This window comes from Bradyrhizobium sp. 62 (assembly GCF_023073035.1).
Classification (GTDB): domain Bacteria; phylum Pseudomonadota; class Alphaproteobacteria; order Rhizobiales; family Xanthobacteraceae; genus Bradyrhizobium.
The window spans coordinates 226257-246357 of sequence record NZ_JADPIT010000015.1 but is presented as its reverse complement, the minus strand read 5'-3'; the positions used below and the strand labels follow the sequence as shown (position 1 = coordinate 246357).

At 65.1% G+C, this 20101-nt stretch carries 19 protein-coding genes and 1 pseudogene; 9 read left to right on the top strand and 11 right to left on the bottom strand.

The window, feature by feature from the left end; genetic code table 11:
- The first annotated feature begins 143 nt into the window (after window positions 1-143).
- From IVB47_RS11540 to IVB47_RS11530, 3 genes are all read left to right on the top strand, one after another.
- Window positions 144-1490, top strand: a complete 1347-nt coding sequence (locus tag IVB47_RS11540) for a caspase family protein (protein ID WP_247461673.1) — start codon at window positions 144-146, stop codon at window positions 1488-1490.
- A 27-nt stretch (window positions 1491-1517) separates the two neighbouring features.
- Complete coding sequence (locus IVB47_RS11535) at window positions 1518-2012, top strand: hypothetical protein (RefSeq protein ID WP_247408427.1); 495 nt, start codon at window positions 1518-1520, stop codon at window positions 2010-2012.
- Window positions 2013-2162: 150 nt separating this feature from the next.
- Entirely contained in the window at window positions 2163-3365 is a 1203-nt protein-coding gene (locus IVB47_RS11530) for a hypothetical protein (RefSeq protein ID WP_247461671.1), read from the top strand.
- Here the strand turns inward: IVB47_RS11530 and gmk are convergent.
- From gmk to IVB47_RS11485, 9 genes are all read right to left on the bottom strand, one after another.
- The gene (gene gmk / locus IVB47_RS11525) at window positions 3298-3957 is read right to left on the bottom strand and encodes a guanylate kinase (RefSeq protein WP_247461669.1); all 660 of its coding nucleotides are present in this window, start codon (window positions 3955-3957) and stop codon (window positions 3298-3300) included. The genes IVB47_RS11530 and gmk overlap by 68 nt on opposite strands.
- Before the next feature lie 3 nt (window positions 3958-3960).
- The gene (locus tag IVB47_RS11520) at window positions 3961-4848 is read right to left on the bottom strand and encodes a YicC/YloC family endoribonuclease (RefSeq protein ID WP_247461667.1); all 888 of its coding nucleotides are present in this window, start codon (window positions 4846-4848) and stop codon (window positions 3961-3963) included.
- A 118-nt stretch (window positions 4849-4966) separates the two neighbouring features.
- Window positions 4967-6241 (bottom strand): endolytic transglycosylase MltG, encoded by a 1275-nt coding sequence (mltG, locus tag IVB47_RS11515; protein WP_027517521.1) that lies wholly within the window; start codon window positions 6239-6241, stop codon window positions 4967-4969.
- Between the two features lie 125 nt (window positions 6242-6366).
- Window positions 6367-7632: a beta-ketoacyl-ACP synthase II gene (gene fabF, locus IVB47_RS11510; protein ID WP_247461666.1), complete on the bottom strand. Its 1266-nt coding sequence runs from the start codon at window positions 7630-7632 to the stop codon at window positions 6367-6369.
- A 108-nt stretch (window positions 7633-7740) separates the two neighbouring features.
- A complete protein-coding gene (locus tag IVB47_RS11505; protein WP_006020277.1) occupies window positions 7741-7980 on the bottom strand; it encodes an acyl carrier protein in 240 nt (79 codons plus the stop codon).
- A 308-nt stretch (window positions 7981-8288) separates the two neighbouring features.
- Window positions 8289-9026: a 3-oxoacyl-[acyl-carrier-protein] reductase gene (gene fabG / locus IVB47_RS11500; RefSeq protein ID WP_007592006.1), complete on the bottom strand. Its 738-nt coding sequence runs from the start codon at window positions 9024-9026 to the stop codon at window positions 8289-8291.
- 102 nt (window positions 9027-9128) lie between these two features.
- Entirely contained in the window at window positions 9129-10088 is a 960-nt protein-coding gene (gene fabD / locus IVB47_RS11495) for an ACP S-malonyltransferase (protein WP_247286415.1), read from the bottom strand.
- A gap of 173 nt (window positions 10089-10261) precedes the next feature.
- The gene (locus IVB47_RS11490; protein WP_247360588.1) at window positions 10262-11287 is read right to left on the bottom strand and encodes a fatty acid desaturase family protein; all 1026 of its coding nucleotides are present in this window, start codon (window positions 11285-11287) and stop codon (window positions 10262-10264) included.
- Window positions 11288-11290: 3 nt separating this feature from the next.
- The gene (locus IVB47_RS11485) at window positions 11291-11995 is read right to left on the bottom strand and encodes a TetR/AcrR family transcriptional regulator C-terminal domain-containing protein (RefSeq protein ID WP_247461663.1); all 705 of its coding nucleotides are present in this window, start codon (window positions 11993-11995) and stop codon (window positions 11291-11293) included.
- Between the two features lie 357 nt (window positions 11996-12352).
- Here IVB47_RS11485 and rpsF point away from each other — a divergent pair, with 357 nt between their 5' ends.
- The 4 genes from rpsF to rplI all read left to right on the top strand — a co-directional run bounded on the left by rpsF (window position 12353) and on the right by rplI (window position 14895).
- Complete coding sequence (rpsF, locus tag IVB47_RS11480) at window positions 12353-12874, top strand: 30S ribosomal protein S6 (protein ID WP_027569662.1); 522 nt, start codon at window positions 12353-12355, stop codon at window positions 12872-12874.
- Window positions 12875-12879: 5 nt separating this feature from the next.
- The gene (gene rpsR, locus IVB47_RS11475; RefSeq protein WP_007592020.1) at window positions 12880-13119 is read left to right on the top strand and encodes a 30S ribosomal protein S18; all 240 of its coding nucleotides are present in this window, start codon (window positions 12880-12882) and stop codon (window positions 13117-13119) included.
- Between the two features lie 129 nt (window positions 13120-13248).
- Window positions 13249-14226 (top strand): DUF2232 domain-containing protein, encoded by a 978-nt coding sequence (locus IVB47_RS11470; protein ID WP_247360586.1) that lies wholly within the window; start codon window positions 13249-13251, stop codon window positions 14224-14226.
- Window positions 14227-14289: 63 nt separating this feature from the next.
- The gene (rplI, locus tag IVB47_RS11465; protein ID WP_027569660.1) at window positions 14290-14895 is read left to right on the top strand and encodes a 50S ribosomal protein L9; all 606 of its coding nucleotides are present in this window, start codon (window positions 14290-14292) and stop codon (window positions 14893-14895) included.
- Between the two features lie 38 nt (window positions 14896-14933).
- On the opposite strand, the pseudogene IVB47_RS11460 reads toward rplI, so the two are convergent.
- A pseudogene (locus tag IVB47_RS11460) lies at window positions 14934-15212 on the bottom strand (PaaI family thioesterase); the annotation flags it as partial.
- Between the two features lie 45 nt (window positions 15213-15257).
- The gene (locus IVB47_RS11455) at window positions 15258-16274 is read right to left on the bottom strand and encodes a hypothetical protein (protein ID WP_247461661.1); all 1017 of its coding nucleotides are present in this window, start codon (window positions 16272-16274) and stop codon (window positions 15258-15260) included.
- 281 nt (window positions 16275-16555) lie between these two features.
- Between IVB47_RS11455 and IVB47_RS11450 the strand changes: the two genes are divergently transcribed.
- Window positions 16556-17806 carry a cyclopropane-fatty-acyl-phospholipid synthase family protein gene (locus tag IVB47_RS11450; protein WP_247461659.1) on the top strand — a complete coding sequence of 417 codons (1251 nt, stop codon included), beginning with the start codon at window positions 16556-16558 and terminating at the stop codon, window positions 17804-17806.
- A 757-nt stretch (window positions 17807-18563) separates the two neighbouring features.
- Entirely contained in the window at window positions 18564-20072 is a 1509-nt protein-coding gene (locus IVB47_RS11445; protein ID WP_247408411.1) for a replicative DNA helicase, read from the top strand.
- Window positions 20073-20101: the final 29 nt, after the last annotated feature.

Genomic DNA, 20101 nt, shown 5'->3' with positions numbered 1-20101 from the left:
CCGGCCATCCACGCCTTGCCGCGCAGCACGAAGGACGTGGATGCCCGGCACAAGCCCGGGCATGACGGCCTGTACAAATGCCGCACCGCTTTTCGCCGGCGCGTGGGACTGCTAGACTGACGCCATTATTTTGGGGAATTTTGATGCGCGCGAGGATTTTCAGTCGCGTCCCGGGGCTGGCGACGCTGGTCGCAGCTCTGCTCGTCGTCGCCACGCTACCTGCATCGGCCGAGAAGCGCATCGCGCTCGTGGTCGGCAACTCCGCCTACAAGAACATCACGCCGCTCGACAATCCATCCAAGGACGCGAGCCTGATGGCGGAGACGCTTGGCTTGCTCGGCTTCACGCTGGTCGGAGGCCGCGCCCAGCTCGATCTCGACAAGGGCGCGATGGACCTGGCGGTGCAGAGCTTTGGCCGGCAGGTGCAGGGCGCCGACGTCGCGCTGTTCTATTATGCCGGCCACGGCGTGCAGGTCTCGGGCGCCAACTATCTCGTGCCGGTCGGCGCCAACCCGACGCGCGAGGCCGACGTCGACTTCCAGATGACCGACGTCAACCTCGTGCTGCGCCAGATGCAGGGATCTGGCACGCGCCTCAACCTCGTGATCCTGGACGCCTGCCGCAACAACCCCTTCGGCTCGCGCGGCCTGCGCGCCTCCGATGGCGGTCTCGCGCAGATGCGCGCGCCCGAGGGCACGCTGATCTCCTACGCAACGCAACCCGGCAACGTCGCCCAGGACGGAAGCGACGGCCACAGCCCCTACACAAAAGCATTGGCCGCGACGGTCCGGACCGCGGGCCTCGACGTGTTCCAGACCTTCAACCAGGTCGGCCTCGCGGTGAAGCGCGCCACCTCCGGCGCGCAGCAGCCCTGGGTGTCGTCCTCGCCGATCGACGGCACTTTCTATTTCGTACCCCCGACGCAAACCGCCCCGCCGCAGGTCGCAGCGATGCAGCCTGATCCGTTGCCGGCGGATCGGCTGCGCGCCGATCCGGACCGCGTCCCGTTGCGCGATGCCGCCCTGCTGAGCGAACTCAGCGAGCGGCTCTACGAGCTCAATTTCGATCCTGACAGCCCTGACGGAATGACCCGCGCGATCACAAAGCTCCAGCAGCGGATTTCCATGGCGCCGACGGGCGAAGCCACCGAAGGCCTGCTGCTGCGGATGCGCAAGATGGAGGACCTGAAGCCATGGGGCTCGATCGTCTACGGCCCCGACGGCAGCAAATGGGGCATATCCTGGAACCACGCCTCGCGGCGCGCGGCGGTGGCGGATGCGCGCGGCAATTGCGCCGGCGCCAAATGTCCGATCGAGCTGTCCTTCTATGGCAACCGTTGCGGCGCGTTCGCGATCTCCGACAAATCCTGGTCGCTGGTCCAGCGCGACAGCGTGCAGCGCGCGAAAGACGCCGCGCTTGACGAATGCGGCAAGGCTGGCAAAGCTTGCCGCATTATCGGTTCCGTCTGTGCCGACGGCTCCGGCCGCTGATACGATTTTCATTTTGGATTTTTACGCATGCGCAATGCCATCATCCCCGCGATTGCCCTCGCCTTCTTCCTGTCCGCCACCATCGCTCCACCGTCCGCCGTCGCACAATCCGGCAGCGCCGGCGGCTCGATCGGCAATGACGAGAAGTCGCTGTCCGGCTCGCGATCGGACCGTTCCGCCGAGCCGGCGCCCTCGGCGCGTCGCAGCAAGCCGGCCGAGGAGCCGCGCAGCTCCTCGCGACGCGGCGGTGGGGGTAGTGGCGGCGGGAGTTTCGACGGCGCCTGGATGGTCGTCAGCGTCGGCTGCGGCGGCACCACGTCCGGCGCGGTCGTGGTTTCCTCAGGCAAGGTCATAGGCCAAGGCGTCACGGGTACCGTCAGCGCAACCGGCGCGGTCAGCACGTTCGGTCAAGGCGATGGTGTGACCTTCACCGGCTCCGGCCGCCTCGGTGGCCGCAGCGGCTCTGGATCATTCCGCCGCTCAGACGGCTGCGGCGGAACCTGGACCTCAAGCAAGCAATAGCGGCGAAAAAGTCTGATCCCGCGGCGGAACGAACGCCGCGCAGGCCCGATTCAGGCCACATCCTCTCCGGATTTGCGGCTCATTGCCACCCAAGTCTTTGACGACAAAGGGAAGGTAACGAGTTGCGTCATGCGTAATCGGGAGACCAGGATGGGCAACCGCACCGCAAAATTCTTATCTGCCCTCGTAGGCAGCATCATTGCCGGCGCGCCACTTGCCGCCGTGTCGCAGAATGCCTCGACGCCGCCGAGCGCGGCAAATGCCGCGAGCGACTGCCTTGGCTCGCCAAAGGGCGCCGCGCCGCAGGGCCAGCATTGGCATTATCGCCTCGAGCGCGCGACCAAGCGGCAGTGCTGGTATCTGCGTGCCGAAGGCGGCAAGGCCGCTCAAACCGCCCAGGCTGCGCCGGATACGCCTGCAGCGGATTCAGCCGTGCCGCAGCAGCACTCGGTCCAGGACGCGCGCGCCGAATATCTGACGCCGCAGAGCATCGTAGCTGTGAAGACGCCTGCACAGGCGGGACCGGCGCCAACGCAACAGGCCGCGAGCCCCTCCGCTGACGTCAACGCTCAGCAGCCCGCTGTCGCCGGGCGCTGGCCCGACGCCACCCCGGCGTCCGCCGCGCCCACAGAGCAGCCATCGCCTGCACCTGTGGCGGCCGCCGCGCAGCCGACGACCACGAAGCCGGCGAAGTCCCCTGCTCCGATGGCTCTGGCCGCGGCCGACAGCACCGCCGACAAGCAGACCGGTTCGCTCCAGATGCTGCTGCTCGTGATCGGCGGCGCGCTGACGCTTGCCGGCATCCTCGCCAGCGTCGTCTACCGCTTCGCCGGTGGACGCATCCGCGTCCAGGCCGCCGACCAGCGCCGCGTCAACTGGGACAATTTTGAGCCGCACGATCGCGACGATGGCCGTGCGCCCTGGCTCAACGCAGCGTCGGCCGGCGCGCCGCACGCTCGGCAGCCGCGCCCGGTGGATTTCGATGCCGTGCGTCCGCAGGCAGCCCAGCTCAAGACCGCGCAGCTCGCCGCGATCGATCGCGAGATTGATGTGATCGATAAGCGCGTCCCGCAAACGCACCAAGATGCCGCAGAGCTCGACGATGCCGATATCTTCAACGGAGAATTCCAGATCGAGGCGGCGCCGCGGCTCGCGGCCAACGAGGTCGATGACGAAGAGCCGGCCGATCGCGATGAGGATGCGGGAGTCGAGGACGCCATCGACGTCGACGTGATCACGACGATGCTGGAACGGCTCGCGAAGGACGGGCCGCGGCTGACGCAGCCTAACCCTGAAGCTGACCTTGCAGACCTCGCACGAAGCCCACGAGGCCGGTCTGCCGCTCGCGCTTGAGGCGTTCGGCCTTCAGGATCGACTGCACCTCGGCGAAGGCCTCGTCGACGTCATGGTTGATGACGATGTAGTCGTACTCCGCCCAGTGGCTCATCTCGTGGCTGGCGCGGCTCATGCGCTTGCGGATCACCTCGTCGGAATCCTGCGCGCGCGAATGCAGCCGCTTCTCGAGATCGGCGACCGAGGGCGGCAGAATGAATACACTGACGACGTCGGCGCGCGCCTTCTCTCGGAGCTGCTGCGTGCCCTGCCAGTCGATGTCGAACAGCACGTCCTGCCCGGCTGACAGCGCAGCCTCAACCGGCGCACGCGGCGTGCCGTAACTGTTGTCGAACACGGTCGCCCATTCCAGCAGCTGGTCGGCCTTCACCATCGCGCCGAAGGTGGCCTTGTCGACGAACGAATAATCCCTGCCGTCGACCTCGCCCGGCCGCATCGCCCGCGTGGTCGCCGACACCGACATTCGAAGGCCGGGCATACGGTCGATCAACATGCGCGACAGCGTCGTCTTGCCCGCGCCCGACGGCGAGGACAGCACGAACATCAATCCGCGCCGCTCGACACCATCAGTTCCGTGACCGCCAATCGTCATCGATCACTCCAGATTCTGGACCTGCTCGCGGAACTGCTCGACCACGTTCTTCATGGCGAGGCCCGTATTGGTCAGCTCGATGTCGTTCGACTTCGAGCAACAGGTGTTGACCTCGCGGTGAAATTCCTGCGCCAGGAAGTCGAGCTTGCGTCCGACCGGGCCGCCCTTGCCGATCAGCTCGCGCGCCTGCGCGATGTGCGAGGCGATGCGGTCGAGCTCCTCGCGGATGTCGGCCCTGGTCGCAATCAGGATCGCTTCCTGCATCAGGCGGTCGGAATCGAAACGGTCGGAGGTGTCGAGCAGGCTCGCGATCTGCTCGACGAGCCTCGCCTTGATCGCCTCGGGCTTGCGGCCGGGCGCGGCCTCCGCCTTCTTCGCCAACTGCTCGACCTCATCCACGCGCTGGATCAGGATCTGCCCGAGCGAGGTCCCCTCACGCTTGCGCATCTCGACGAGTTCGGCGAGCGCCTTGTCGAAGGCGTCCGCGGCGGCAGCGCGCGCGGCCTTGTCCTCCTCTTCGTCGCCCTCGGGCTCGGCGACCTCAATGACACCCTTGATGGCCAAAAGCCCGTCGACGCTCGGGGCGACCGCATCGACCTTGCCGGCGATCACGGCGGCGGCCTTGAGGACGGCGTTGAGCACGTCCTCGTTGACGCGGACGCTGGTGGCCGCATTGGCGCGTTTGACGGTCAGGTTGGCGTAGACGGTGCCTCGCGAGAGCAGCTCGGCGGCGCGCTTCTTGGCATGAGCCTCGAGTTCGTCGAACCCCTGCGGCAGCCGCACCCGCAAGTCAAAGCCCTTGGCGTTGACCGACTTCAATTCCCATTCGAACGTATACGGCCCGCTCGCGCCGTGGCTTCGGGCAAAGCCGGTCATGGACGACAACGCCATCAGGTCAATTTCTCCAGAAGCACGGGATTCGCGCGGCCATCAAGCCACGCGAATCTTAAGACTATTTTGCAGGAAAAGGTAATCCGCAAAGTCCCGCGGGGCAGGTCTGCGCGCAGGCCTAGCGCTGCACCACCGGGGGCGAAGCCTGCACCGCGCCTTGCCGGGCCGGCGGCGGACCCGCGGGGCGAGCGGCCGGCGGCTTTTTTTGCTGGTTGGGCCGCGCCGGCGTCGTCGCCGTCGGCGTATCGGCGGCACCGGGCGCGGCGGCGGCCGGTGCCTGCGCGTCCTCCGCCGGCTCGACCGTGTCGTTCTGGATCTGCTTTTCCATCGCGCGGAGTTTCGCGACGTTCTTCTGGTGCGCGTCGTAGGTCTCGGTGAAGGAATGCCCGCCCGTACCGTCGGCGACGAAATAGAGGTCGCGGGTGCGGGCCGGGTTGGCGGCGGCCTCGAGCGAAGCGCGGCCAGGGTTCGAGATCGGGCCCGGCGGCAGGCCCTCGATCACATAGGTGTTGTAGGGCGAGGGCTGCGTGATCTCGCTGCGCTTGATCGGACGGCCGAGCGTGCCCTTGCCGCCGACGAGGCCATAGATGATCGTGGGATCGGACTGCAGCTTGATCCTCTGCTTCAGGCGATTGACGAATACCGCGGCGACGCGGCTGCGCTCGTCCGGTTTGCCGGTCTCTTTCTCGACGATCGAGGCCAGCGTCACCAATTGCTCCGGACTCTTGACCGGAATGTCCTGATTGCGGCGCTCCCAGATCTCGGTCAGCACGCGCTTGTGCGCCTGCTGCATGCGCTGGATCACCTGATCGCGCGGGGTGCCGCGCGGGAACTTGTAGGTCTCGGGCAGCAGCGTGCCTTCGCGCGGCAGCTCACGCACACTGCCGGTGAAGATGTCGTTGTCGGACAGGCGCGCCACGATCTGCTCGGAGGTCAGGCCCTCCGGGATCGTCACGGCATGCTGCACCACCTTGCCCTCGACGATGGTGGCAATGACGTCGCGCAAGGATGCGTTCTTCTGGAACGAGTATTCACCGGGCTTGAGGTCCGAGCTCGCCTTCAACGCAGCGACGCTGGCAATGAACGCCCACGGATTGACGTCGGTCACGCCTTCCCGGTTCAACGTCTCGGCGATGTCGCGCTTGCCGGCCCGCTGCGGGATGTTGACGATCTTGTCTTCCTTCAGCGGTCCCGGCGCCTCGAGCACCTGTCGGCCGTAATAGTACACGCCGCCCGCACCGATCATCGCAATCAGCAGCAGGGTGATGATGGCGTTGCCGACGATCACGAAGGGATTACGCGCGCGGTCCGATCGCTTCGGCGGCGGCGGGACCTGCTCGGGCTCGAGCGCTGCCCGCGGACTCCGGGGCGAAATGGGCGGCCTTTCACTCATCGAAGCAACCTGAATCCTGCCGGTTCAAATGCGACCCGACAATCGCTTGTCTGGCCAAGTACACGCGCCCACTTGTATGACTATCGCCGAATACGGCAAAACGGTGGATTCGTCGCAAACACAAACTATTGGACCGGACGCCGGAAGATCACCGACGCGTTGGTACCGCCAAAACCGAAAGAATTCGACAACGCGACGTTGACCTCGCGCTTCTTCGCCTGATGCGGCACGAGATCGATCGCAGTCTCGACCGACGGATTGTCCAGATTGATGGTCGGCGGCACGACATTGTCGCGAATCGCGAGAATGGCGAAGATCGCTTCGATCGCACCGGCCGCACCCAGGAGATGACCGGTCGACGATTTGGTCGAGGACATCGCGACCTTGGAAGCGGCATTGCCGAGCAGACGTTCGACCGCACCAAGCTCGATCTCGTCACCGAGCGGTGTCGAGGTGCCATGCGCGTTGATGTAGTCGAGATCGGACGCGGTAAGGCCGGCTCGCTTGAGCGCCGCCGCCATGCTGCGGAAGCCGCCGTCGCCGTCGGGTGACGGCGAGGTGATGTGGTAGGCATCGCCCGACAGACCGTAGCCGATCACCTCGGCATAGATCTTCGCGCCGCGGCGCTTGGCGTGTTCGAGCTCTTCCAGGACCAGAACGCCGGCGCCCTCGCCCATCACGAAGCCGTCCCGGTCCTTGTCGTAGGGACGCGAGGCCTTCTCAGGCGTTTCGTTGAAGGCTGTCGAGAGCGCACGCGCGGCGTTGAAGCCGGCAATGCCGATGCGGCCGATCGGCGATTCCGCGCCGCCGGCAACCATGACGTCGGCATCCCCGAGCGCGATCAGACGGGCAGCGTCGCCGACCGCGTGAGCGCCGGTCGAGCAGGCCGTGACCACCGAATGGTTCGGCCCTTTCAGCCCATGCTTGATCGAGACATAGCCTGAGGCGAGATTGATCAGGCGGCCCGGAATGAAGAACGGCGAGACCCGGCGCGGCCCGCGTTCCTTCAGCAGGACCGCGGTTTCAGCGATGCCGTTGAGGCCGCCGATGCCGGACCCAATCATGGTGCCGGTGGCGCATTTGTCCTCTTCGGTCTCGGGATGCCAGTTGGCGTCGTCGAGCGCCTGGCCGGCTGCGGCCATGCCGAAGATGATGAAGTCGTCGACCTTGCGCTGGTCCTTCGGCTCCATCCAGATATCGGGGTTGAAAGTGTCGTTGGTACCGTCGCCGCGCACGACCGTGCAGCCGATCTTGGTCTGAAGATCGGAGACATCGAAGCTCTCGATTTTGCGTGCGCCGCTTTGGCCGTCGAGGATGCGTTTCCAGGTCGGCTCGACACCGCAGCCGAGTGGCGAAACCATGCCAAGACCCGTGACGACAACCCGCCTCATATCCGAAAACTCCGCATCGAAACATTCACGGCCAATAACAAGAAACCGGCTGACCGCTGTTGGGCGGTCCGTCCGGTTTCAATGTTGTCCCCGCGAAAATGAAGAGCCTTAGCTCTTCGCGTTCTTCTCGAGAAACTTGGTGGCGTCGCCGACGGTGAGAATCGTTTCCGCGGCATCGTCCGGAATCTCGCAACCGAATTCCTCTTCGAACGCCATCACCAGCTCGACGGTGTCCAGACTGTCGGCGCCGAGGTCGTCGATGAAGCTCGCAGCATCGACAACCTTCTCGGGTTCAACACCAAGGTGTTCGACCACGATCTTCTTAACCCGCTCGCCAATCTCACTCATTGCATAACCTCGTGTTGTTCCCTGTAGACCCGACCCCCCGGGACGATACGAGCCGTCGTGGTCGTTGACTGCCTTCGCTTACGAACTTTGATTTGGCCCCATCCTAACCGATGCAGGCCCGGCGAATGACGGCCAAGGCTCCGCATCGCCAATATACAGGGTTTCAAAAACCTGCAATGGCGTTCTTTGCCCATCCGTTGAAGGTCCGGTTATCATACTTCAATTGCGTTGACTACAAGCCTCATTTCGCTCCGGAAACGGCCGTTTGCCGCATTCCGCGCCGCCAGGGGGCGGTGCGGCATGGAGCGTCAGATCATGGCCATGCCGCCGTTGACGTGGATGGTTTGGCCGGTGACATAGGCCGCTTCGTTCGAACTCAGGTAGACGGCGGCCGCCGCGATGTCCTCGGGCGTGCCCAGGCGATTGGCCGGAACCTTGGTCAGAATCGTTTCGCGCTGCTTGTCGTTGAGCGCATCGGTCATCGGCGTCTTGATGAAGCCGGGAGCGATACAATTCGCGGTGACGCCGCGCTTGGCGTATTCGGCACCCAACGTCTTGATCATGCCGATCAGGCCCGCCTTCGACGCGGTATAATTGCCCTGCCCCGGGTTGCCGGTGACGCCGACCACCGAGGTGATGGCGATGATGCGGCCGAAGCGCTTGCGCATCATCAATTTGGTGGCGGCGCGGGCAAGCCGGAAGGTCGAAGTCAAATTGATGTTGATGACCTCCTCCCAGTCCTCGTCACGGAGTTGCACGAAGAGATTGTCGCGCGTGATGCCGGCATTGGCGACGAGGATGTCGACCTGTCCCATCGCTGCCTCCGCAGCGGGCACCAGCGCCTCGACCTCGTCGGCCTTGGAGAGATTGCAGGGCAGCACATGGGTGCGCTCGCCGAGCTTGCCGGCAAGCTCATCCAGCACTTCCTTGCGCGTCCCCGATATCGCGACGGTGGCGCCCTGCGCGTGCAGCGCCTGCGCGATCGCGCCGCCGATGCCGCCGGTTGCACCGGTGACGAGCGCCTTTTTGCCAGTCAGATCGAACATCGATAACTCCTCCAAAGCACGATCCGGAAAAATGCGCAGCGGTTCTCCGAAAGGATCGTGCGTCAACTAAAGAACTCGATCGCGACGACGAATCATCGCGCCTCAGGCCTGCTTCGCAGCGGCCAATGCATCCTTGGCGGCAGCAATGTCGTTGGGACCACCGACCGCAACGCCAACGGCACCGTCCGCAATACGCTTGACGAGACCGGTCAGCACCTTGCCGGCACCGATCTCGAAGAAACGGGTGACGCCCTGCCCCGCCATATAGGCCACCGACTCGCGCCAGCGCACGGTGCCCGTGACCTGCTCGACCAGGCGGCGGCGGATCTCGTCGGGATCGGTGATCGCGCTCGCCAGCACGTTCGACACCAGCGGGGCCGCCGGCGCCTTGATCGTGACCCCGGCCAGCGCCTCCGCCATCGCATCGGCGGCCGGCTGCATCAGCTTGCAATGGAACGGTGCGGACACCGGCAGCAACATTGCGCGCCTGGCGCCCTTGGTTTTGGCGATCTCGACGGCGCGATCGACCGCGGCCTTGTCGCCGGAGACGACCACTTGCCCGCCGCCATTGTCATTGGCTGCCTGGCAGACCTGCCCCTGCGCGGCCTCGTCCGCCACCGCCACGGCTGCCTCGTAGTCCAGGCCGAGCAGAGCGGCCATCGCACCGACGCCGACCGGCACGGCTTTTTGCATTGCGAGACCGCGGATGCGAAGCAGCCGCGCGGTGTCGGAAATCGTCAGGCTGCCGGCCGCGGCCAGCGCCGAATATTCACCGAGCGAGTGGCCGGCGACGAAGGCGGCATCCCGCTCCACGGAAAACCCGGCTTCGGCCTCCAGCACGCGCAGGGTGGCGACAGACACCGCCATCAGGGCCGGCTGAGCGTTTTGAGTGAGCTGGAGGGTTTCGGCCGGACCATCCCAGATGGTCGCCGTCAGCTTCTCCCCCAGCGCGGCATCGACCTCGTCGAACACGGCGCGCGCCACCGGAAAGGCATCCGCCAGCGCCTTGCCCATGCCGACCGCCTGGGAACCCTGCCCCGGAAATGTGAATGCTGCCGTCATCGGCGCTCCCTGCTTGTCGGGCGTGATCTCTGCGAGAACCGGCAGCCGATTACGCACGGCCGTAGGCCATGGTTCCGGATCATGCTCCAAAGGGGGCCGTAGACACTGTCCGGGGCTGGAATGTCAAGCCAAGATAGGAACTTCGATCACCCTTCAACTGATGAGACGGGTCCCTAAAATCCGCCGGCCGTCTGGTTGGCGTCGACCTCGGACCCCGCCTGCGCGCGGCGCGCGCTGTTGACCAGTTGCCCCGGGCGGTCATCGCGGTTCGGCTTCGCGGTCGCAAGCCGCAGCACGGCCGCGTAACTCGGCTGCACCTCCATGCGGCCCGCATGCCGGCTCTGGCTCAGCAGGCGATGCACCTTCGGCAGATTATAGCAGGGCACATAGAACAAGAGATGATGTTCGAGGTGGTAGTTCACGTAATACGGCGCGATGAACAGACGCTCGAAGAAATTGGCGTAGGTGGTGCGGGTATTGCGCAAGGGATCGCTGCTGTCGGGCACGACTGCGTGCTCGGCGATGTTGCGGATACGGGTGATCACCATCATCCAGGTCAGGAGCGGCACCAGCCATAGCAGCGGATAGGCCCACCACACGCCGGCCGCCGTGAGCGCTGCGAACATCGCGCCATTGACCAGACATTGCGGGCCGAGCTGCTCCCAAAAATGCGCCGCGCGCTGCCGCAACGGCCAGTCCTTCGGCCCCAGCGCATTGAGCAACTGCGCCTTGCGCTGCTGGTAGCCGGTCTGCCCGGTCATGTCGCGAATGAACTTGCGGCGATAGCTCAGCTTCGTGATCGGAAATGGCGCCGACAGCACGAGATCGGGATCGTCCTCCTGCTGCGTGCGCGCATGATGCTGAAGGTGATAGCGCCGATAGCTGCGCGTCTCCGCAAACAGAGGATAGGCGCAGAACCACTGGCTCATGGTCAGATTGGTTTTCTCGTCGGCGGACAGGCAGCCATGCGCGCCGTCATGCATGAGGATCGCGAGCCCGAGCTGGCGCGAGCCGATGATGGCGACGGCGAAGAGATAAGTGATCGGATTGGGCCACCACGCGACCAAGGCGATTGCCGCGATGATGAGCGCCCAGGCGTGCGCGATCAGCGCGACGCCTTTCCAGGTCACGCGCTGGCGCACGTCGGCAAGTTGGTCGTCGGTCAGGAAATCGCGGGCACGCATGCGAAGCGCAGTCATGGCCTAACTCTCCTCATTCGAACTGCTCGATGCGTCGCGCGCGTCGACAAGGCGCAGGCGCGCCGCGTCATTATTGGATTTCGCCTGTTCACCCAGCACGCGCAGCATCTCGGCGCACAGCGCCTCGGGCGAACGGCCCATCGCGTAGCCCTCGAGGATGACGCCGATGGCGACGGCCCAGAACCGCCTCGAACTCTCATCGGGCGCGCGCACGGAGCGCCAGCCGTGCCGCGCGACCTGGCTCGCATAGGCTCGCGCACCCTCACTGTGCAGGCGCTCGATGGTGCGCTCGACCAGCGGCGCGAGATCCTGGCGCCGCCGCGTCAGCGTCAGCGCCTCGGCGAAGAAGGTCACCGAATCGCTCGCCGTGACGGTCTCGGCCAGCGCGTGGGTATAGTCCTGCGGCGCGCGCGCCTTCAGCGCCGCCTGCTCGGTCGCTCGCGCCAGGTACAGCAGCTCGCGGCAGGCGCATTCGACGAACAGCGCCTCCTTGGTGCGGAAGTAATAGGTGATCTGGCTCGGGAACGCGTTCGCAGCGGCTGCGATGTCGGTGATCGCCGTGCCCGACAGCCCCCGCTCCCGAAACAGCGGGCTCGCGGCATCCAGCAGCAGCGAGCGCATTTTGCGGCCGGCCGACCGCGTGGCGCGGGCGGCGTGTTTGGGATCGCCTGCCGCCTTGAGCGGCTCCTGGGCCGACTTTTCTGCCATTGGGGTTCGCTCCCGTCAGATTTGTTTGTATGATATACAAACAAACAAATCAAGCCGGTATGGTGGACCGCGGTGGATCCAGCCGTCCGCATCGGGACCATCCGCGCCAAAACGCCGCCTGCAACCTTGCCAGAAACCTTGCCAAGTCAGCCGAAATCCGTATAACGCGCCCATCCGCAGACCCCGGCCGGGAGCTGAACGGACGGTCTCAGCAAATCATTCGTGATTTTGGTGTGGCAGGGCCAGTCGGCCCGTCGTCCCGTGTTTCCGCCTTCTGAGCTTAATCCCAGAGTCCTTTCCGAAGGCCTCTTAAGGGCTTGACGCCGGGCGATGCGCCAACATGAGGAAAGGACTTCCATGGCTCTCTATGAGCATGTTTTTCTCGCGCGCCAAGACGCGAGCACGCAGCAGGTCGAAGAGCTGACTGCGCAAATGACCGGCATCGTCGAGGGTCTCGGCGGCAAGGTCACCAAGACCGAGAATTGGGGCGTACGCTCCCTCACCTACCGCATGAACAAGAACCGCAAGGCGCATTTCGTGCTGCTCAACATCGACGCGCCGTCCGCGGCGATCGCCGAGATCGAGCGCCAGGAGCGCATCAGCGAAGACGTGATCCGTTATCTCAGCGTCCGCGTCGAGGAGCTCGAGGAAGGCCCGTCCGCGATGATGCGCAAGGCCGACCGTGACCGCGAGCGTGACGACCGTGGCGGCGGCTTCCGTGGCGATCGCGAAGGCGGTGGCTTCCGTGGCGACCGCGAGGGTGGTTTCCGTGGTGGCGATCGTGAAGGTGGCGGCTTCCGCGGTGACCGCGGTCCGCGCCGACCGCGCGAAGACGCTGAAACCACCACCACCACCACCACCACGACGGATGGGGAGTAAGAACAATGGCTGAAGCTGGTGCACGCCGCCCGTTTTTCCGTCGCCGCAAGAGCTGCCCGTTCACGGGCGCGAATGCTCCGAAGATCGACTACAAGGACTCCAAGCTGCTGATGCGTTACGTCTCCGAGCGCGGCAAGATCGTGCCGAGCCGCATCACCGCGGTGTCCGCGAAGAAGCAGCGTGAGCTTGCCCGCGCCATCAAGCGCGCGCGGTTCCTGGGCCTGCTGCCCTACGTCATTCGCTAAGACGAATTCGGCCGGCGGCAACATCGCCGCCGGCCGAGCTACCTAGTTTCTCATAAGGCTTCCGGGTCGTCCGGTCGCCGATGGTTGGGGCGAGATGCCTCTAACCGCTCGAAGGGAGCGGGACAGCTGATGATGGCCTTTGGACTGATAGCCCTGATCGCCGGCGCTGCGTCGGCCCTGATGTTCGCCTCGATCGCTTCGGGCGCGCTGATCTCGCTCGTCCTGTTCTATCTCGCACCGCTGCCGCTGATGGTCGCCTCGATCGGCTGGGGACCGCTTTGCGCGAGCCTCGGCGGCATCGCCGCCGCGGTTGGCCTCGGCGCGCTGTTCGGCCTGCCCTACTGCATTGCCTTCGCCGTCACCGTCGCATTGCCGGCCTGGTGGCTCGGCCATCTCGTCCTGCTCAGTCGGCAGGTCGGACCCGCCGCGCCGAAGCCCGCCGCCGAGCCGCCCACTGAGCCTGTGCTCGAGTGGTATCCGGTCGGCCGCATCCTGCTGTGGATCGCGGGCTTCGCCACACTGACCACGCTCGCCGCCCTGCTCACGCTCGGCACCGACGCCGAGACCATCACCGGCACGCTGCGCCGTGGCCTGATGCGCCTCCTCCGCGCCGCCGACCCGCAGACCTCCGGCGAGACCGACCAATTCGTCGACGCACTGGTGCGGATCGTGCCGGCCGCCGCCACCATCGTCGCGATGATGACGCTGACCCTCAACCTCTGGCTCAGCACCAAGGTGACGGCGACGTCGGGCCGGCTGCGACGCCCCTGGCCGGACCTGATGACGGCGGAGCTGCCGCCGATGACGCTCGTGGCGCTCTGCATCGCGCTCGCCTTCTGCTTCACCGGCGGACTGCTTGCGATCGTGGCGCAGATCGCGGCGGCGGCGCTGATGATGGGATATGCGCTGACCGGCTTTGCCGTGCTGCACACGCTGACGCTGGCGCTGAAGAGCCGCACCTTCTGGCTCGGCTCTACCTACGCCGTCGTGGTCGTGTTCGGATGGCCCGTCATGGCGATGGTGATCCTCGGCCTCGCGGATGCCGTGTTCGGCCTCCGCGAACGCTTCCTTCGTACGCGCCAGCCACCGCCGCTGCCGACCTCTTGAGTTCAAATCCGAAAGTTCAAGTTCGAAATTCCAACTCACTCAACACATCAAAGGAGAACGAATATGGAAGTCATTTTGCTGGAACGCGTCAACAAGCTCGGTCACATGGGCGAAGTCGTGAAGGTTCGCGACGGCTATGCCCGCAATTTCCTGCTCAAGCGCGGCAAGGCGCTGCGCGCCACCGCCGACAACCGTGCCAAGTACGACGGCATGAAGGCCGAGCTCGAGGCTCGCAACCTTGAGTCCAAGGGCGAGGCGTCCAAGATCGCCGAGAAGATCCAGGGCAAGAACATCATCGTGATCCGTCAGGCTTCGGAAGCCGGCCAGCTGTTCGGCTCGGTCAACGTGCGCGACATCGTCGTGGCGTTCGAAGCCGACGGTGTGTCACTGTCCCGCCCGCAGGTTCAGCTCGACGCGCCGATCAAGACCATCGGCAAGCACACCATCACGGTCGCCATCCACCCCGAGGTCGAGATCGAGATCAGTGTCACCGTGGCGCGCAGCCAGGACGAGGCCGAGCGCATCAACCGCGGCGAGGACATCTCGAGCCGGAACGAAGACCGGGATGCTGCGGCCGAAGCGATCGCAGCTGCCGGCGAGTTCTTCGACCCGGAAGCCCAGCAGGACGACGCCGAGCCGGCGCCGGCTGCGGAAGAGACCGAGAAGTAAGCCTCGCAGTCGCGCAAGGCTTTCGAAGCCCGGTCGCCTCAGGCGGCCGGGCTTTTCGTTTTGGCGCCAACGTCCCCGCTCAGCATCGCGATCGACGCGAGCGCGGTTGCCGGTTGCTTCTCGATGCCGTCGGTGACGCAGAAAGCGTCGGCTGCGACCACGGAGACCTGACGCCCCGGCTTGATCACCCTCGCCCGGCAGATCAGCTTCTTGCCAGCCGCGGGCGACAACAGATTGAGCTTGTATTCGGCCGTCAACGCCGGCTGGCCGCGCGAGATCGCGGCTGCGATCGATCGTGTTGCGGTCAAGACGACGAAGGGCGCGCGAGCGCGCGGCCTTCGCATGTCGAAATATATGGTCGTTTATCGGGAAATCGGCGGCGTCGGCGGACCGGACGATTCGGCTGGCGGCGGTGGGGCCGCAGCGGTTGCGGGCGGCGCGGGCTCCTGCGACTTCGCTGGCGGTTCGGCCCTTGCGGCGGGCTTGGGGGCGGCGTCTTCCGCCGCCTTGGGCGCAGCTGGCTCGGCGGGCTTCGCGGCGGATGGTGCCGCCGGCGTCACCTGCGGCACTGGATCGGGCCGCAACGCCGGAGCCTCGCTGCCGCGCGGCTCAACCTTGGCACTTTCCGGCTTGGCCTCGGCGGGCTTCTCGGACGGCTTGCTGCCTTCAGATTTGCTGCCTTCGGATTTAGCCTCGCCGGAATCCCCCTTCGCAGTCTCAGGCTTTGTCTCGGGCTTGGACTCGACCTTCGGCTCGGACTTCTTGTCGTCTGCCGTGGGCGCCGCGGCATCGACCTTCGGTGCCTCATCACTTCCCGGCTTGCCATGCTTGCCGAGACGCTTGGCCTTGCGCCCTTCGGGGGCAGCCTGGTCCTCGGGCTTCGCGCCTTCCTTCGTTCCTTCTTCGGCCGGCCGCGCGGCGCGTTTCTGACGCGCGCCCTCGACCGCGGGAGCGGCACCCTCGCCTTCCGGCTTGGCGGACTCCTGGGAACGTTGCCGGCGGCCCTGACGTTCGGGGGACTGCGCGGGATTGGTATTGGCTTCCTTGTCCTTGTCCTTGGCGCCGTCCTTCTTGTCCTTGCCGTCCTTGGCCTGGTAGCGGGTGTCGGTGGCTCCGTTGGAGACGAGGTAGGAGGCGAGCACGCCGGCCATGTCGGAGCTGGTCGTGTAATGCTGGCGCAGGAAGCCCGGCAACGAACCCGGCGCCACCGTTTTCAACAGGCCGCGCGGGCTCTTGTGACATGCATTGCAGGTCTGCGCGAAAAGCTGGGATGGGGCCTTGCCGGCCTCGAGGTTCGTCGCCTGCGCGAGAACGGTATCGGTCGCGCCGAAGCCGATCAGAAGCAAGATCGTCGCGAGGCTGAGCGCTCGGCTCGACATTCCCATCATCTCCATTGAATTCCGAGAGGTGCAGCCGGCAGGCGGCGCCGCGGCGGGTCACCTTTTATCCGATTGAGCCGCGAATGGAAGCAGCCTCCGCGCGCAAGGATGTGATTAAGCGGTTTGGGAATATCCGCTTTGAGCACAGCGCAATAGCGGGCCCGGGACACCTCCCTAGATCTAGATGCAAACGCATAGGAACCGCTGAGATGCCCGGGCGTAGGGTGTGAAAGGCCGGGTCAGTCGCATCTCTTCGGGTCCGCTCGAGAGGATGGGTGCCGATGGACCGATTGCTGCGTCAATTTCTGTCTCAATTCATCCGCCGCGGGTCGATGACGGTGACCACGGCGAAGGGCTCGAAGTTCACCGTCGGCGACGGCTCGGGCGAACCGGTCGCAGTCCGCTTCGTCACCGCGGACGCAGAGCGAAGGATCCTCGTCAATCCCGAGCTCGGGCTTGGCGAGGCCTACATGGACGGCGAGTTCGTCGTCGAGCACGGCACCATAGCTGATGCCCTCGCGATCCTGCTCGATCAACCCGACCTATTGCCGCACTGGGCAAAACCCTGGTGGCACCTGCGCTATCTGGTGCGGCACCTGAAGCAGTTCAATCCGCGCCCGCGCTCCCGCAGCAACGTCGCACACCATTACGATCTCGATGCAAGGCTCTATTCGCTCTTTCTCGACGCCGACAAGCAATACAGCTGCGCCTATTTCGAGACGCCGGAGAGCACGCTCGACGATGCGCAGCTCGCCAAGAAACGGCACGTCGCCGCAAAGCTGCTCGTCAAGGGCGGCCAGCGCATCCTCGACATCGGCTCGGGCTGGGGCGGACTTGGGCTCTATCTCGCCGAGATCGCAGGTGCTGACGTCACTGGCGTCACGTTATCGACCGAGCAGTTGCAGATCGCCAATGCGCGCACAGCCGAAAAGGGCCTGACCAGATCCGCCAAATTCCTGCTTCAGGACTATCGCGACATCGCCGGCCCGTTCGACCGCATCGTCTCAGTCGGCATGTTGGAGCATGTCGGCGCGCGCTTCTACGACACCTACTTCCAGCGCTGCGCCGAGCTGCTGGACAAGGACGGCGTCATGTTGCTGCACTCGATCGGCCGTTCGCAGGGCCCGGACTCCACCAATCCGTGGATCGCCAAATACATATTTCCCGGCGGCTACATCCCTGCTCTCTCGGAGGTGCTGCCGGCGATGGAGCGGGCCGGCCTGCTGATCTGCGACATCGAGATACTGCGCCTGCATTACGCCGAAACGCTGAAGGCATGGCGCGAGCGCTTCATGGCGCGGCGCGAAGAAGCCGTGCAGCTGTATGATGAGCGCTTCGCGCTGATGTGGGAATTTTACCTGGCAGCCAGCGAGATGACGTTCCGCAAGCAGGATATGATGAACTTCCAGATTCAACTCACCCGGCGTCAGGGCGTCGTGCCGATGACGCGCAACTACATCTCGCGTGAAGAAGCCCGGCTGCGAGCCGTCGAAGCCGGCGCCAAGCCGAGACTGAAGCTGGCTGGTGAATAAGTCCTAGTGGCGCAGGGTCGAAATCGGAGCGGACCGGAAAGAGGCCGTTAAGGCCAATTGCATCCGCAGTGCCTTCAGGATTTCGGGGGCCACCGGTTCCCGACGCACTTCAGGCCGCTCAGCATGCTCCATGGCCGCGATCAGCCCCGACAGCCAATGTCGGCTGCCTGCTTCGCTTCGCCAATTCCGGGGCTGCCGTTCTGGCCGCATCGCTTGCCTCGTTCCCTGGTGGCAGACCGGGAGACAACCCCCCGCCCGCTTGCCTGTTCCGGCTGTACCCCCGAAAGAATCCGGGGAGATGTGATCTGCTTCACATAAGTCTCGTCGGCCCTGGCTTAGACCGTCGCCATGAGCAAAGAGACCCAAACCTCATTCGACGTGCAGGACGACCTCCGCACCGATTACGCCCTGATCGCTACCGGCGTCGGGGCGGCTCTGGTTGCACTGGTTTACCTCCTGCTGGTCTGAACCGAGCCGAAAGCGCCCAGCGTGCGTCATTTCGCGCGCGTCTCGATACGTCTGCCCGCCAACCCATTAGGTTCACTTCAACGAGCGTTTTCCGTGGCGCGGTAGCGACGGCTTTCAGGTCCCGGCATGGTTCCAGGAAAATCCGTCAAGCGCGGCGCGGGCTGCGGCGGCCAATCATCCACCATTTTAATGATCGGTTGATAGCGGCGAGCTTTTGCTTCCGCTTTGGTCTGAGGCGGCGCTTTATCCCGGCCCCGCATCCGCCCCAGAAAATTGCTATCGCTCGACCATGGCCCTGACTGATTCGAACGTTCTCAAACTCGCGCCCGAAGCCGGAACTCCCGCTTATCGGAGCGCGCCGCATAATATCGAGGCGGAACAGAGCCTGCTGGGCGCGATCCTGGTCAACAACGACGCGTTTTACCGCGTCTCCGACTTCCTGGAGCCGAAGCATTACTTCGAGCCGCTGCACCAGACCATCTTCGAGACCGCCTCGAGCCTGATCCGGATGGGCAAGATCGCGACGCCCGTCACGCTCAAGACCTTCCTGCCCGCCGACACCGACATCGGCGGCATGACCATCGGGCAATATCTCGCGCGCCTCGCCGCCGAAGCGACCACGATCATCAATGCGCAGGATTATGGGCGCACCATCTACGATCTGGCATTGCGACGCGACCTGATCGGCATCGGCGAGGACATGGTCAATGTCGCCTATGATGCCCCGGTCGACTTCGCGCCGCGGGCGCAGATTGAGGACGCCGAGCGCCGCCTCTACGAACTCGCCGAATCCGGTCGCTATGACGGAGGCTTCCAGAAATTTTCGCAGGCGCTGACGCTTGCGGTCGATCTGGCCGCGAAAGCGTTCCAGCGCGACGGAAAGCTGTCGGGCATCTCGACCGGCCTGCGCGACCTCGACACCAAGATGGGCGGGTTGCAGCACTCTGACCTCATCATTGTCGCCGGCCGACCCGGCATGGGCAAGACCTCGCTTGCGACCAACATCGCCTACAACGTCGCCCGGGCCTATGTCGGCGAACTCCAGGCCGACGGCACCATGAAGGCCGCCCATGGCGGCGTCATCGGCTTCTTCTCCTGCGAAATGTCGGCCGACCAGCTCGCCACGCGTATCGTGGCCGAGCGCACCGGCATCCCCTCCTCCTCGATCCGCCGCGGCGGCATCTCGGAGGCCGATTTCGAGAAGATCCGCGAGGTCTCGATCGAGCTGCAGTCGCTGCCCTTCTATGTCGACGAGACCGGCGGTCTCTCCATTGCCCAGCTGATGGCGCGCGCCCGCCGGCTGAAGCGGCAGAAGGGCCTCGACCTCATCGTCATCGACTACATCCAGCTCTTGTCGGGTTCGGGCAAGCGCAGCGAAAACCGCGTGCAGGAAATCACCGAGATCACGACTAGCCTGAAAGCGCTCGCCAAGGAACTCAGCGTGCCCGTGATTGCGCTCTCGCAGCTCTCGCGCCAGGTCGAGTCGCGTGACGACAAGCGGCCGCAGCTCTCGGATTTGCGCGAATCGGGCTCGATCGAGCAGGACGCCGACGTCGTGCTGTTCGTCTACCGCGAGGAATATTACCTCGGAAACAAGGAGCCGCGCCCGGGCACACCCGAGCACGAAAAATGGCGCCTGGACATGGATCTTGCGCATGGCAAGGCCGAAGTCATCATCGGCAAGCAGCGCCACGGACCGACCGGCACCGTCGATCTGGCCTTCGAAGCGTCGATCACGCGGTTCGGCGACCTCGCGCCGGACAGCCAGGTGCCGGACCGCAGCGGCAACGACTACTGAGTTCCCTGGGTTGAACCGGACCGGCCTCT